Origin of the sequence: Simonsiella muelleri ATCC 29453 (genome assembly GCF_002951835.1) — a bacterium.
In the GTDB taxonomy this organism is placed as follows: Bacteria; Pseudomonadota; Gammaproteobacteria; order Burkholderiales; family Neisseriaceae; genus Simonsiella; species Simonsiella muelleri.
Genome location: NZ_CP019448.1, coordinates 1,947,909 through 1,961,648, shown reverse-complemented (window position 1 = coordinate 1,961,648; position 13,740 = coordinate 1,947,909). Strand labels below are relative to the sequence as shown.

At 40.4% G+C, this 13,740-nt stretch carries 13 protein-coding genes; 8 read left to right on the top strand and 5 right to left on the bottom strand.

The window, feature by feature from the left end; all coding sequences use genetic code 11:
- The first annotated feature begins 64 nt into the window (after positions 1–64).
- Entirely contained in the window at positions 65–352 is a 288-nt protein-coding gene (locus BWP33_RS09800) for a putative quinol monooxygenase (RefSeq protein ID WP_002641479.1), read from the top strand.
- 392 nt (positions 353–744) lie between these two features.
- On the opposite strand, the gene BWP33_RS09795 is transcribed toward BWP33_RS09800, so the two are convergent.
- From BWP33_RS09795 to rsmG, 5 genes are all read right to left on the bottom strand, one after another.
- Positions 745–1,416 (bottom strand): DUF1294 domain-containing protein, encoded by a 672-nt coding sequence (locus BWP33_RS09795; protein ID WP_002641480.1) that lies wholly within the window; start codon positions 1,414–1,416, stop codon positions 745–747.
- Positions 1,417–1,462: 46 nt separating this feature from the next.
- Positions 1,463–1,789: a DUF1294 domain-containing protein gene (locus BWP33_RS09790; protein ID WP_104930391.1), complete on the bottom strand. Its 327-nt coding sequence runs from the start codon at positions 1,787–1,789 to the stop codon at positions 1,463–1,465.
- Entirely contained in the window at positions 1,747–2,382 is a 636-nt protein-coding gene (locus tag BWP33_RS09785; RefSeq protein ID WP_158666828.1) for a cold shock domain-containing protein, read from the bottom strand. The genes BWP33_RS09790 and BWP33_RS09785 overlap by 43 nt, the downstream gene beginning before the upstream one ends.
- A 455-nt stretch (positions 2,383–2,837) precedes the next feature.
- Positions 2,838–3,647: a ParA family protein gene (locus BWP33_RS09780; protein ID WP_002641482.1), complete on the bottom strand. Its 810-nt coding sequence runs from the start codon at positions 3,645–3,647 to the stop codon at positions 2,838–2,840.
- A gap of 92 nt (positions 3,648–3,739) precedes the next feature.
- A complete protein-coding gene (gene rsmG, locus BWP33_RS09775; protein WP_002641483.1) occupies positions 3,740–4,372 on the bottom strand; it encodes a 16S rRNA (guanine(527)-N(7))-methyltransferase RsmG in 633 nt (210 codons plus the stop codon).
- Between the two features lie 137 nt (positions 4,373–4,509).
- Here rsmG and BWP33_RS09770 point away from each other — a divergent pair, with 137 nt between their 5' ends.
- The 7 genes from BWP33_RS09770 to BWP33_RS09740 all read left to right on the top strand — a co-directional run bounded on the left by BWP33_RS09770 (position 4,510) and on the right by BWP33_RS09740 (position 13,728).
- The gene (locus BWP33_RS09770; protein WP_002641484.1) at positions 4,510–5,025 is read left to right on the top strand and encodes a type IV pilin protein; all 516 of its coding nucleotides are present in this window, start codon (positions 4,510–4,512) and stop codon (positions 5,023–5,025) included.
- Positions 5,026–5,128: 103 nt separating this feature from the next.
- Positions 5,129–8,524 (top strand): transcription-repair coupling factor, encoded by a 3,396-nt coding sequence (gene mfd / locus BWP33_RS09765; RefSeq protein ID WP_002641485.1) that lies wholly within the window; start codon positions 5,129–5,131, stop codon positions 8,522–8,524.
- A 68-nt stretch (positions 8,525–8,592) separates the two neighbouring features.
- A complete protein-coding gene (gene proB, locus BWP33_RS09760; RefSeq protein ID WP_002641486.1) occupies positions 8,593–9,714 on the top strand; it encodes a glutamate 5-kinase in 1,122 nt (373 codons plus the stop codon).
- A gap of 309 nt (positions 9,715–10,023) precedes the next feature.
- Positions 10,024–12,117 carry an ATP-binding protein gene (locus BWP33_RS09755; protein ID WP_002641487.1) on the top strand — a complete coding sequence of 698 codons (2,094 nt, stop codon included), beginning with the start codon at positions 10,024–10,026 and terminating at the stop codon, positions 12,115–12,117.
- A 19-nt stretch (positions 12,118–12,136) separates the two neighbouring features.
- Positions 12,137–12,505: a response regulator gene (locus BWP33_RS09750; protein WP_002641488.1), complete on the top strand. Its 369-nt coding sequence runs from the start codon at positions 12,137–12,139 to the stop codon at positions 12,503–12,505.
- A 3-nt stretch (positions 12,506–12,508) separates the two neighbouring features.
- Complete coding sequence (locus BWP33_RS09745; protein WP_002641489.1) at positions 12,509–12,964, top strand: chemotaxis protein CheX; 456 nt, start codon at positions 12,509–12,511, stop codon at positions 12,962–12,964.
- 170 nt (positions 12,965–13,134) lie between these two features.
- The gene (locus tag BWP33_RS09740) at positions 13,135–13,728 is read left to right on the top strand and encodes a cytochrome C (protein ID WP_158666827.1); all 594 of its coding nucleotides are present in this window, start codon (positions 13,135–13,137) and stop codon (positions 13,726–13,728) included.
- The last annotated feature ends 12 nt before the right edge of the window (positions 13,729–13,740 follow it).

Here is a 13,740-nt window from a genome sequence, read left to right as displayed (position 1 = left end):
TATATTCAGGCAGCCTGAATATGCTGCTGACTCAAAAATATAATAAATTAATAAGGAAAATAATATGATAGGAGCGGTATCAGATTGTAGCGTGCCACTTGAAAATCAAGCTGAATTTGAAAAACTCATGAGTGATTTTATACGATACACACGCCGACAACCAGGTTGTATTTATTACGATTTTGGTAGAGTTGCAGGCAACTCAACTCAATATATTGTTGTCCAAAAATGGGCAACTGAAGCAGATTTAGAAAATTATTTAGCAGACCCTGAATTCAGATTGAAAGTCATGAAAATCATAAAATTAGCCAAAGATTTATTGGCAGTTGAAACGTTTAACTTATTAATTTAATCAAAAATTAGAGGCAGGGCTTAAAATGGTTGCCCGATTGTCTTCATTGGTATTGTATTGGTAAAATACAAAATACGTCAAAAAAACAATTAAGTATGGTATTTTGAATATAGTCGTTTAAAATAAAAATAGGACAAGACGACCGCCGTGTACATCTCGCACATATAGGAAGCGGACAACGCAGTAGGTATGTTTAGAACCTGTATTCACAGCCAAGCGCGATGTCTTTTTGCCCCATCTGGCACGCCTGCTACGTTGAATTTTATGCCAATAGGAACGCTATTGACATAAAATTCGTCTTACATTCGCACCAACTGGGACAAAAATCCATTTTACGTTGACTATGAATACAGGTTCTTAATTTTAAACGACTATGTCTTTGGTACGTACTTTTAGCTGCCTATTGCTTTCAGGCTGCCTGAAAGCACCAAATATACGGTTATTGCCACATTTAAAGCCACTGTTACCCAAAAAAGTTGCACAAATGGCCGTTTTTGCGTTTTGTGGCGAAACAAAAATCGCGCCACCAACGCCCCTGCCCAACCGCCCATCACTGACAAAACGTGTAAGGTATTTTCGGGGATACGGTTGCTGGTGTTATCCAAAGCATGTTTTTTGTCCAAAGCATAAATTGCTAACGTTATCAATGAAATCAATAGGTAACTTATACCCAGTGCCAACGAAACCCCATACACCAACAACGACCAAATCCCAACTACAGGCGCAACCCATTTTAATTTGTCTTTCATTGGGCAGATTAATGCGTGTTCTTTGGCTTCACGTTCTGCTCTTAATTGTTCGCGTTTGGGTGAGGTAATTTTGGTAGCAGACCAGCGTTTTTTGTCGTCATCGTATTTCGCGTAAACCGTAACTGATTCATTTTGTTGTGGACTTATTTCATCTTTGCCCACCAACGTATTCACATGAAAAAAAATGTCGTTCGCCACTTCCGCCGTTTTGACAAAACCAAAACCGCGCTCGCTGTTCCATTTGACAATTTTACCCGATACACCTAAATGAAATTTGGATTTGGTTTCATAATCTATTTTGTTATTATCATACATATTTAAACCTTCTAAAAAAAGTTAAAATAATCAAGTTAATATTTTTTCAGGCTGCCTGAAAAAAAATATTCGCTAACCATGCACAACCCACCATATTCAACACCACCAATACCCAAAACCAACGCGAAAAATCACGATCCACTCGGTGCGTAAACAAATACCGCGCCACCATGCTTCCCACCCAGCCGCCTAACGCATCACCCACGTGCAAAAACAATGTATGAATCGTTGGGCGATGTTCAATTTCACAATATTTGTCCCACGCATACACAAAAAACATCACCACCGACAAAATCATAGACACCCACCATATCGGTTTGTTCCACCCAATCAACACCAGCCACCAAGCCAATCCCCCATCACCGCTACGCATAAAGGCTTAACCATTGGGCAGTACAATGGGCGAAATTGTTCTTGTATTTTTACGATATATTCATTTTTAATCAATGGGGTAACCGCAGTTGCCGACCAACAAAAACCATCGTGTCGCACACTCACATACACCGATTCTCCCACTACAGGGGCGCGTGATTTCAACGAAAATGCCGCAATCTGAAAAGCAATCGCCATGGCTGGATGAAAAATTTGAATCATACCTAAACCCAAATCTTCATTCCAATTGATGATTTTTCCCACCACACCTTTGTTTAATCGTTCTTGTAGTTGTACATCAAGGGTTGGGGTATCATATTGATTATATGCATTTTTAAAATTTCCCCAATCAGGTAAATACACCGACATTGCTCGCCAGCCCATGCCATCGCGTTCCGCACACACAATGACTTTGTCGCCTACTTTAGGTTGTGTCCGATTGGCGATAAATACATGGTGCCGAAAAAATACGTCCGTTTTGGCATCTTCTACATAAATGAATCCAAATCCTTTTTGTGCGTTCCATTGCGTAATTATACCAATTAGACCTTCGCTGAATTTAAGTTGCCAATCTATTTGATGATTATGGTTCACAATGATTCTCCCAACACGAAAACCATGATTTTATACCAAATTTATTTGGTTATGACACAACCAAACTCATCAACTTTTGGGGTGAGTAGATTAAAATCTTTATAAAATATTCAAAAATGAAAATTTTAAAATTTTATCTAATTGATATATTTATATTTTAATTTCTAGTTTTTGTTCAAAATGGGGGATTTGTAAAAGTTTCAGAATGGATGCTCTTAAAAAGATGACTGAATGACTTGAGAGAAAAGGTAAAAGTAGAAAAGTGGTGATTGTGGTCATTATGCGAAAGTTAGCAGTTTTGGTATTTAACCTGTACACAAAAGGGCAAGTTTGTTACGATTTAATAAATAATAAAAACAGCTATTTGCAAAATAATCTACAAATAACTGTTTACAAAAAATAAACTATCTGAAATAAACCATCATGTTTTCAGGCTGCCTTGATAAATATTTACATTAGAATCGTAATACCGTTTTCAAATAACCCAATGAAGATGCTGGTAATTTGACTGACAAAAACTCATCGGCTAATGCCAAATAGGCTTGTGTGCCTTTGGCTTTGGGGTCGTACGCCAATGCTGGCATACCATGGCTTGGTGCTTCTGCTAAACGGACATTACGCGGAATTGTGGTGTTGAATACGCGTTGTCCGAAATAATTACGTAATTGCGCACTCACATCTTGTGATAATTTGTTTTGTGTGGTGAACATGGTAAACATCACACCCGTAATATCCAAAGTTGGATTAATGGTTTGGCGTACGCGTTTGATGGTTGCCAGCAAATCGGAAATCCCTTCCAATGCGTAATATTCACACACCATCGGAATCAACACGCTGTCTGCCGCTGCTAAACCGTTCAACATCAACAATGATAAAGTTGGTGGACAGTCAATCAAAATAAAGTCATATTCATCGCGCACAGACGCAATCGCATCACGCAAACACATTTCACGTGCAGGTCGTTGCATCAATTCAATTTCCACGCCAGTCAAATCGCGGTTAGACGAAATCACATCATAATGCCCTGTTTCGCTGTGAATGATGGCAGTTTTGGCATCGGCTTCGCCCACTAACAAATGATAAACCCCAAATTCAAAATTATTTTTATCTACACCGCTACCCATTGTGGCATTGCCTTGCGGGTCAATGTCTATGAGCAATACTTTGCGATTGCGGTGGGCGAGACTGGCAGCCAAATTCACAGCAGTCGTGGTTTTGCCCACGCCACCTTTTTGATTGCAAATGGTGATAACTTTATAACTCATGGTAAAGAAAACCTTGTTTTAAATGGAAATAATATTTTTCAGGCTGCCTGAATTTTTATTTTCAAAAAAGGCAGCCTGAAAAAAATGACATTCTACCCTTTTTTGGGGCGCATCAAAACCATATGACGTTCGGCATTTAATGTGGGGACATTTAATTTATCAATTTGATAGACTTCAATATTTTGTGGCACATTTTCCAATTCTTCGTAGGGATACACGCCTTTCATGGCTGCCCAATAGCCATTTTCGTTGAGCAGATGCTTGGTCAGCGCAATGAAATCGTGTAATTCAGCGAAAGCGCGACTGGTTACCACGTCTACTTTTTTGTCGTGCATCGCTTCCACGCGACCGCTTGCCACGGTAACATTCTTCAAGCCTAATTCAATCACAGCTTGTTGTAAAAATGTGGTTTTTTTGGTGTTAGAATCCAGTAGTGTAATGTGCAAATCAGGGCGACAAATAGCGGTGGGAATCCCTGGCATGCCACCGCCTGAACCCACATCCATCAGCGTTTGTGCGTTGGCAACATACGGCAACAACGTTAAGCTATCCAATAAATGATGGCTAATCATGGTATTTTCATCGCGCAAGGCGGTTAAATTATAAGTGCTGTTCCATTTTTTTAACAACGCAACATATTCTAACAACAACAATTGTTGTGGCATGGTTAAATCCAAATTCATGGCGTTTAACCCTGATTGTAATTGTTCTTTTAGGTAACTCATTTTATTTTCCTATTTTTTGTGTTGAATTGGATTGAATAGTAATGTAATTTGTGAAAATATGTAAGTGCAAGTGAACAGTTGGCATAAATTTTGCTGATTTTACGTATAATATGCGCTTTATTCATAAGGAAAATATCATGAAATATTCTGCACGTTCTTCACGTGGTTTTACATTGGTTGAATTGATGGTAACTGTGGCAATTGTGGCGATTTTGGCGGCGATTGCGTATCCATCGTACATAGATTACATTTACAGAAGCCGCTTGGAACAAGCGCGTGTTGTGGTCATGGATAATGTGAAAATGATGGAGCGTTACTACGGTTTGTCGCGTTCATTTGAGTGTAAGGCGGATTATATTGGCAAAGTTAACACGACTTGTACTGGCAACAAATTTACTGCTGTGTTACCCAGCAATGCTGATTCCAATATCACTGATTATTATGATTTTGCAATTACATCCATTAATAAGGGTAACAGCTACATCATTACCGCCAAACCAAAATCTGAAAAATATTCAAGTAACACACTGGCAAATAAAAAATTATTTTTAAATTATGATGCTATCAGTAACAGTTACGCGCGATGTACGCAATCGGGTTTTACACAATCCGAAAAAAACAGCGCGACTGTTACAGGTTGTGAAGTATTGTAATGTTTAATTGAATTTTTCAGGCTACCTTTTGCGAATCAACATGAAAGGCAGCCTGAAAAATTTGTTAAAATGGCGGCTTTATTATTTTCAGGCAGCCTGAAACATGAATTTTCCTATTCCCAAACCCACACAAAAATCTTATTGGACGGACTTGTCTTCAGGCAGCCTGCCTTATTTGCTTACGCAAAATCTCCCCAAAAATACGCTGAAAATCATTTTGACAGCAGATAGCGAAACCGCTTTGCGTTTGCAATTGGCTTGGCAATTTTTTCAACCATCTGATAATGCGGTTTTTTTTCCTGATTGGGAAACTTTGCCCTACGAACATTTTTCGCCTCATCAAGATTTGGTGTCGGAGCGATTGTCGGTTTTGTGGCAATTAAAAAATAATCAAATCAATACATTATTTTTACCAGTTGCCACCGCCATGCAAAAAATTGCCCCCACAGAATTTATTTTGGGCAGAACGTTTTTCTTGAAAGTAGGGCAAAATTTGAATTTGGACGCATTACGCGAAAATCTCGTGAATGCGGGTTACAGTGCGGTTTCCAACGTGGTGGCAAATGGTGAGTTTGCGGTTCGTGGTGGGATTGTGGATTTGTTTCCGATGGGTAGTGATTTTCCATACCGTATTGATTTATTTGATAAAGAAATTGATAGTATCAAAACGTTTGACCCTGAAACGCAACGTACGCTTCATCCAGTTTCCGAAATCCGAATGTTGCCAGCACACGAATTTCCCACCGATGAACACGCACAAAAATTATTCCGCACCCAATTTCGTGAGTTGATTGAAGGCGATTTTGCCAGCGCAACCGTGTACAAAGCAGTGGATAAAGCGCAATTTGGTGCAGGTGTAGAATATTATTTACCGCTTTTTTTTGAAAGTGGTTGTGTTGATTTATTTGATTATATTGGTGAAAATGCGATGGTGGTGTGCACGGACGATGTTCACGCCTACGCCAATCGTTTTTGGGACGATGTGAAATCGCGTCATAAAATGGCGCAAGGCGATGCAACTTATCCGCCACTTGCGCCACAATATTTGTTTTTGTCGCCCGACCAATTTTCAGGCAGCCTGAAACAATATCCACAAATTTGGATAAAAACCGATGGGCGACATGATTTGCCGAATATTGCCGTAAAACGTCAGGCTGAACAACCACTTGAATTGTTGCAAGATTTTCAGTCAACTTTTGATGGAAAAATTTTGATTTGTGCGGACAGTTTGGGACGGCGCGAAACCATGTTTGCTTTTTTCAAGCAACACGGTTTGACATTGAATTTGTTGGACAATTGGGCGCAATTTGTTTCAGGCAGCCTGAAAAATCATCAAATAGGTATTTGTGTTGCGCCGCTTTCTCAAGGTTTCAGGCTGCCTGAAAATTGTTTGGCAGTTATTACCGAAAATGATTTATATCAATATGTTAGTAAACCACGCACGCGAAGACGAAAACATGCCAGCATTTCTGATACCACGTTGCGAGATTTAGCGGAAATCAACATTGGCGACCCAGTTGTCCATCAAGAACATGGAATAGGGCGTTATATGGGTTTGACTGTGATGGATTTTAGTGGCGCAAGCACGGAAATGATGTTGTTGGAGTACGCCAATGAATCTCAATTGTATGTGCCTGTTTCTCAATTACATTTAATCAGTCGGTACGCAGGCAACGCCAGCGACAAAATCACATTGCACAAACTGGGTACAAACGCATGGAGTAAAGCCAAACAAAAAGCGATTGAGAAAGCTCGCGATACCGCCGCCGAATTATTGAATTTGTATGCACAGCGTGCGGCTCAAACAGGTTTTAAATTTGAAATCAATGAATTGGATTATCAAGCCTTTGCTGATGGTTTTGGTTATGAAGAGACCGAAGACCAAGCGGCAGCAATTGTGTCGGTGTTAAAAGATTTGACTCAAGCCAAGCCGATGGATAGGTTGGTGTGTGGCGACGTGGGTTTTGGGAAAACGGAAGTGGCGTTGCGAGCGGCGTTCGTGGCAGTTATGGCTGGCAAACAAGTGGCGGTGCTTGCGCCAACAACGTTGTTGGTGGAACAACATGCCAAGAATTTTGCTGACCGTTTTGCGGATTTTCCCGTCCAAATCGCCCAATTATCTCGATTTAACAGCACAAAAGACACCAAATCCGCCTTAGCTGGTATGGCTGATGGCACGGTGGATATTGTGATTGGTACGCATAAATTGGTACAAGATAATATTCAATTCAAAAATTTAGGGCTTGTGATTATTGATGAAGAACATCGTTTTGGCGTTCGTCAAAAAGAGCAACTCAAACGATTGCGTGCTAATGTGGATTTGTTGACATTGACCGCTACACCCATTCCGCGAACGTTGAGCATGGCATTGGACGGATTACGTGATTTTTCGCTGATTACGACTGCACCCAGCAGACGACTTGCCGTCAAAACATTTGTCAAACCGTTTAGCGAAGCGAGTATTCAAGAGGCGGTTTTGCGTGAATTAAAACGTGGTGGCCAAGTGTTTTTCTTGCATAATGAAGTAGATACGATTGAAAATATGCGTGATAAATTGGAAAATTTATTGCCTCAAGCAAGAATTGGCGTGGCTCATGGACAATTGCGCGAACGTGAGTTGGAACAGGTAATGCGTGATTTTCTCAATCAAAAATTCAATGTATTGTTGTGTTCCACCATTATTGAGACGGGGATTGATATTCCAAATGCCAACACCATCATCATCAATCGTGCGGATAAATTTGGGATTGCCCAGTTGCACCAGTTGCGGGGACGGGTAGGGCGCAGCCATCATCAAGCCTATGCTTACTTATTAACGCCCGAATATTTGACCAAAGACGCGCAAAAACGTTTGGACGCGATTTTGTCAGCGGACGAATTGGGTGCGGGTTTTAGTTTGGCGATGCAAGATTTAGAAATTCGTGGGGCAGGCGAAATTTTGGGCGAAGGACAATCAGGCGAAATGATGCAAGTTGGATTGACTTTGTACACAGAAATGCTCAAACAAGCCGTCCGTGATTTGAAAAAAGGCAAAACACCTGATTTGGATTCACCTTTGGGTGTGAATACGGACATCAAATTACATTCGCCAGCATTGCTGCCTGAAACGTATTGTCCTGATGTGCATGAGCGGCTGGTGTTGTATAAGCGTTTGGCGGTTTGTGAAACCCAACAACAACTCAATGAAATTCATGAAGAATTGGTAGATAGATTTGGGCTGCCTGAAACACCTACGCAAACATTATTGGCAAGTCATAAAATTCGGTTGATGGCGCGAGAATTAGGGATTGATTCGGTTGATGCGAATATGAATAGCATTTCATTGACATTCAACCCCAACACACCCATTGAACCAGCAAAACTCATTTCATTAATGCAAAAAGAAAAAAATTGGAAAATGAGCGGTGCGGATAAATTGCGGATTGATGTAAAATCAGAAACGATTGATGAACGCATCAATATGATTTTTAATGTATTTAAAAAAATTCAGGCAGCCTAAATTTTCAGGCAGCCTGAAAAATGGTATAAACAGTGTTTTATTTTTATCCCAAATAAGGCAGCCTGAAAATGTCCACCAATTTATCTCAAGCCAAATTAATTGTTGTCAAAGTGGGTTCTAGTTTGGTAACTGCCGAAGGTCGTGGCATTGACCAAGATGCACTCAATAATTGGGCGAATCAAATTGCCCAAATCAAATCCACTGGTACAGATGTGATTTTGGTATCCAGTGGCGCAATTGCCGAAGGCGTGAAACGCTTGGGTTGGGTAAAACGTCCCACCGCTATCAATGAATTGCAAGCCGCTGCCGCAGTCGGACAAATGGGCATCGCGCAAGCCTATGAACGCGCCTTTTCTGCACACCAATTACACACCGCGCAAATTTTATTGACTCACGAAGATTTGAGCGATCGTACACGCTATCTCAATGCGCGAAGTACGCTAAAAACTCTTTTAAATCAAAATATTGTTCCTGTTGTTAATGAGAACGACACCGTAACCACAGATGAAATTAAATTGGGCGACAACGACACGCTTGGTGCATTGGTAACCAATTTGGTGGACGCAGACGCGCTGGTTATCCTAACCGACCAACGCGGTTTATACGACAGCGACCCACGCAAAAATCCAGATGCGCAATTCATTAGCGAAATTTCCGCCACTCACCCTGAATTAGAAAACATGGCAGGTGGTGCAGGCACGGGCGTAGGCACGGGGGGGATGTATACTAAAGTGCTTGCAGCCAAACGCGCGGCTTTGAGTGGCGCAAATACGGTAGTGGCATCGGGGCGTGAATCACAAGTGTTGCAGCGTTTGTGCGCTGGTCAAAGCATCGGAACGTTGTTTACCAGTGAATTCAGTCGTGTGAATGCGCGTAAACAATGGTTGCTGGGGCATATCCAGATTTCAGGCAGCGTGAACATTGATGCAGGTGCGCAACGGGCGTTGTTGGAGAAAAACGGCAGTTTGTTACCAGTGGGTTGCGTGCGTGTGAACGGACATTTTCATCGCGGTGAGTTGATTGCTGTGCTGAACGAGCAGGGTAGGGAAGTAGCGCGTGGTTTGGCGAATTACAGCAGTGTAGAGACGGCGAAAATTGTACGTTGCCATGCCAATGAAATTGCGGAAAAATTGGGCTTTGCATTTGAAGATGAGTTGATTCATCGGGACAATTTGGCGTTGTATCTATAGTTAAGTATATAGTCGTTTTTAAGAACCTGTATCCATCGCGCTTGGCTGTGAATACGGGTTCTAAGGTTTTGCAAAGGTTTCAGGCAGCCTGAAAAATTTTAATTGTTACCAAGTTGCAAAGATTTGTAAGCAATGTTACTTGCACGGATAAAAATAACCACAAGACAAGCATTTTCACGATAAAATTTTATGCCTACATTTACAAAAATGCAATTTGCGATTAATATTATAAAATAATTGTGTTAAATTTTAACAAATTTTCACAATCAAAAAATTCACTCAATTTGTCATCAGAAGGAATCTACTCAAATGGCTGCTGAAAATACGAAAAAGGTATTGGTGAGCGAAGGTTTTTTTGCGCGCTATCGTGCATTGATAATGACCATTAGTGTGTTCTTATTATTGGTTATTTCGTTGATGGCGTACTCTACTCGTTTATCTAGTAACGTTCGCCGCAATAATAATGAGCATACCGTTGCCACAACTTTACAATATGCTTCACATAATTTACTGCAAGATTTGTTTAATTTGAAAGTTAGTTATGGTGAAGATCCAAATAGTCCGCACATTATTCATGCATTAAAAAGTTTGACAGAAGCGCAAAAAGATTTTCAATCTAGCCTTGATGCCTTACGTAAAGGCGGTGTTATTCAAACGAAAGATGGCACATTGGCAATTTCAGCATTAACAGATTCTGATGATGTGGCAAGTCTAAATCGCATCAATGAGTTATGGACACCATTATCCAATCAAATTAGTATTTATTTAAAAGATGCTACCTCACCTACTGCTAACGTGGCAAATTTAGACTTAGCGGTAATGTCTGCTCAAAACTCACATGAACGTATTCATGAAGATGTGGCAGCAGTGGTAAACAAATTAAATCATTTGATTGACCAACGTACCTCTTCTTTGTCATATGTACAATTAGCAGGTGTGGTGGGTGCGATTGTTTTCTTCCTGTTATTCGTATTCATCATTATGCGTCAATTGAATAAGGCCGACACCAAAATTGAAGAAGCTCGCCATGAAACCATGGAGATTATGAATACCGTAAGCTCTGGTCTGTTCTTGTTAGACAAAGACTTAAATATTGGTTCTCAATATTCAAAAGAACTGGAACGCCTGATTGGTCAAAAAAACATTGGTGGTCATAACTTGATGGAAGTTTTGAGTACGATGATTTCTCAAGAAGATTTGGATACCACGCAAAGCTTTGTCGGGCAGTTGTATAACCCACGTGTGAAAGAGCGTTTGATTGGCAGCCTGAATCCTTTAACGCGCCAAGCCATGACTGTTCGCGAAGGCAATACTGATGTAACACGTTATCTAGATTTCAAATTTAACCGTGTGTACCATGGTGATGAGATTGCACGTATCTTGGTCAACGTGTCAGATGTAACTAATGCTGTGTTATTGGAACAAAAAATTCAGCAAGAACGCGAACAAAACGATGTTCAATTGGAAATGTTGAGTACAATTTTGCGTGCCGACCGTCAAAATATTGATGATTTTGTGCGCAATACCCAAAAACACAATATGTCCATCAATAACACGTTAAAAGCACCAGGTGAACGACAAAGTGAATTGCGCAGTAAAGCAGAACAAATTTTCCGTGAAGTGCACAGTCTGAAAGGCGAAGCATATGCGTTAAACTTACACGGTTTTACGGTCATTGCTGAGAACTTAGAATCTGACTTAAAAGTCTTGCAATCTAAAAGTAATTTATCTGGTGAGGACTTCATCAAGTTAACAGTACACTTAGAAGAACTGATGAATTTAACACAAACCATTGAAGATTTGGTTAGCCGTTTGGGTAACAGTGATATTCGCAGCAACGATTCAACCACTGGGAAATCACGTATGGCGGATTATTACGGACGCTTGGTTTCTGATGTCGCTGAACGCAACAATAAAGTCGTTGATTTTAGTTACGTTGGTGTGGACAATGTAGAAAACGAAGAATTACGTACCACTATTCATGAAGTTGCTGTGCAATTATTGCGTAATGCGGTGGTGCATGGTATTGAAACGCCAGCAGAACGCCATGCTCGCCGTAAATTAGAAGCAGGTCATGTTCGCATGGAGTTAGTGGATAACGGCAGTCAGTTTGTCTTGCAACTAGAAGATGATGGCAATGGCATTGACTACGAAGCTATTCGTGCTAAAGCAGTTCGCTTGGGTCGTTATACTGAAGAAAAAGCAGCTACTTTGGGTACAAAAGAATTATTGGTTCTCATGTTCAGTTCTGGTTTTTCTACATTAGAACAAGCCACTGGCGATGCTGGTCGTGGTGTTGGTTTGGATGTGATTAAAGACCGCGTAAATACATTAGGTGGCAAAATTAATATTTCTACTGCTGCTGGTGCGTACACTCGCTTCACATTTACTTTTCCCAAATAATCATGGAGAAACAAACTAAATGGCTAAAAAAACCATTATGATTGTAGATGATTCCAATGTAATTCGTAATCGCATCAGTCGTGGTTCTAAAGAAATGGAATACGAAGTAGTTGCTACTGCTGTGAATGGTCTTGATGCGCTGGAATTATATAAAGAACATCACCCCAATATTGTTACCATGGATTTAACCATGCCTAAAATGGACGGTTTGGAGTGTATCTCTTCCATTACCGATTTTGACCCTGATGCCAATATTTTGGTCATTTCCGCCCTTTCTGACAAAGCGACAGGCATCAAAGCACTGCAATTTGGTGCGCGTGGCTTTATTTGCAAACCCTTTACTGACGAGGAGTTGTTAGATGCCCTCGTTGAAATGACAGAAGAGTGACTCATGAAAGAAGAAAAATTACAAGTATTTTTGGAAGGTGTTCAAAAATATTTTGAACAAATGATGGATCCAGAAGAATTAACAGTTGGTACGCCTTATTTGGTAGAAAACAGCGTTCCCTCTGCCAAAGATTTCACGGGTGTGATTGCGATTTCTGGTAAAAGCAAAGGTATTGTGTATTTTACCGCCCCAAAAGAATTGCTGGAACGCTTGTTGGTTTTGATGGGCGAAAAAGACATTAGCGAAGCATTCATGATTGACTTAGTCGGTGAAGTTGCTAACACCATCGCTGGTAATGCACGTAGCGAATTTGGTGAAGAATTTGAGATTTCAGTACCCATCGTTTTGCGCGGAGCCCCTGATGAAATCATGTTACCACGCAAAGACCGTTCTTTTGTGATTCCTATTGCATGGAAAAGTCGAAGTGCAGCTATTGTGGTGTCATTGCGTAAACCTTAATTATTTGTTTCATTAAATAAATTAGGCAACCTGTATTTTCAGGCTGCCTAATTTTTTATACTAAAATAAAAATGATGCAAGGCAACCATGATGTATGAATTGTAATATTACAATTTTATTTCACTATAAAAATGGTTATAATCGTACCTTTATACGTGAATTTGGAACTGATGATGTTTAACATGAAATTACGCGCACTCTTACTGACGAGTGTATTAGCATTAACTGCTTGCTCGGGTCAAAATAATCAACAAAATCAAACCAATGACAATCCAGCAGCCACGCCCGCACCTGATGCCGCCAGTAATCCCATGCAAGCCCATACTGTTACGCTAAAAAGCAGTGATGGAAAAATCAGCATCAATACATCTGGCGATTTTGCTGACAAAATGCAAGATGCCGAATTGCTGCCTGAAGGCGTAGAAAAAAATAAAGTCGTCTTATTACAACAAGATAAAGTTACTGGTACAACTTTATATGTGGTTCATGTGGGCATAACCAAGAAACCTGCAGATTATTTCACTAAACTTAAATCTGCTATTGAAGCCGATAAATCTTTGAGTAACGTAAACATTAGTGCAGCGTCCGCTAATCGCATGAGCTACCAATTTAGCCAAACCGATGCTGATGGCAACCCAACCTTAAATGAACAATGCGTTGTGGTCATGCACGGCGAACAAATTTACAATGTCTGCGCCAACAACCCTGAAAGCAACCAAAAAGAATTAACCGCCGCTTTGACTTACATCAATACTGAAAACTGATATTCTAAGCAG

Coding starts and splice junctions, on each gene's coding strand:
- BWP33_RS09740 (WP_158666827.1), top strand. CDS start 13,135: ATGATGTTTAACATGAAATTACGCGCACTCTTACTGACGAGTGTATTA.
- BWP33_RS09745 (WP_002641489.1), top strand. CDS start 12,509: ATGAAAGAAGAAAAATTACAAGTATTTTTGGAAGGTGTTCAAAAATAT.
- BWP33_RS09755 (WP_002641487.1), top strand. CDS start 10,024: ATGGCTGCTGAAAATACGAAAAAGGTATTGGTGAGCGAAGGTTTTTTT.
- mfd (WP_002641485.1), top strand. CDS start 5,129: ATGAATTTTCCTATTCCCAAACCCACACAAAAATCTTATTGGACGGAC.
- BWP33_RS09790 (WP_104930391.1), bottom strand. CDS start 1,789: ATGCGTAGCGGTGATGGGGGATTGGCTTGGTGGCTGGTGTTGATTGGG.
- BWP33_RS09750 (WP_002641488.1), top strand. CDS start 12,137: ATGGCTAAAAAAACCATTATGATTGTAGATGATTCCAATGTAATTCGT.
- BWP33_RS09770 (WP_002641484.1), top strand. CDS start 4,510: ATGAAATATTCTGCACGTTCTTCACGTGGTTTTACATTGGTTGAATTG.
- BWP33_RS09795 (WP_002641480.1), bottom strand. CDS start 1,416: ATGTATGATAATAACAAAATAGATTATGAAACCAAATCCAAATTTCAT.
- BWP33_RS09800 (WP_002641479.1), top strand. CDS start 65: ATGATAGGAGCGGTATCAGATTGTAGCGTGCCACTTGAAAATCAAGCT.
- proB (WP_002641486.1), top strand. CDS start 8,593: ATGTCCACCAATTTATCTCAAGCCAAATTAATTGTTGTCAAAGTGGGT.
- rsmG (WP_002641483.1), bottom strand. CDS start 4,372: ATGAGTTACCTAAAAGAACAATTACAATCAGGGTTAAACGCCATGAAT.
- BWP33_RS09780 (WP_002641482.1), bottom strand. CDS start 3,647: ATGAGTTATAAAGTTATCACCATTTGCAATCAAAAAGGTGGCGTGGGC.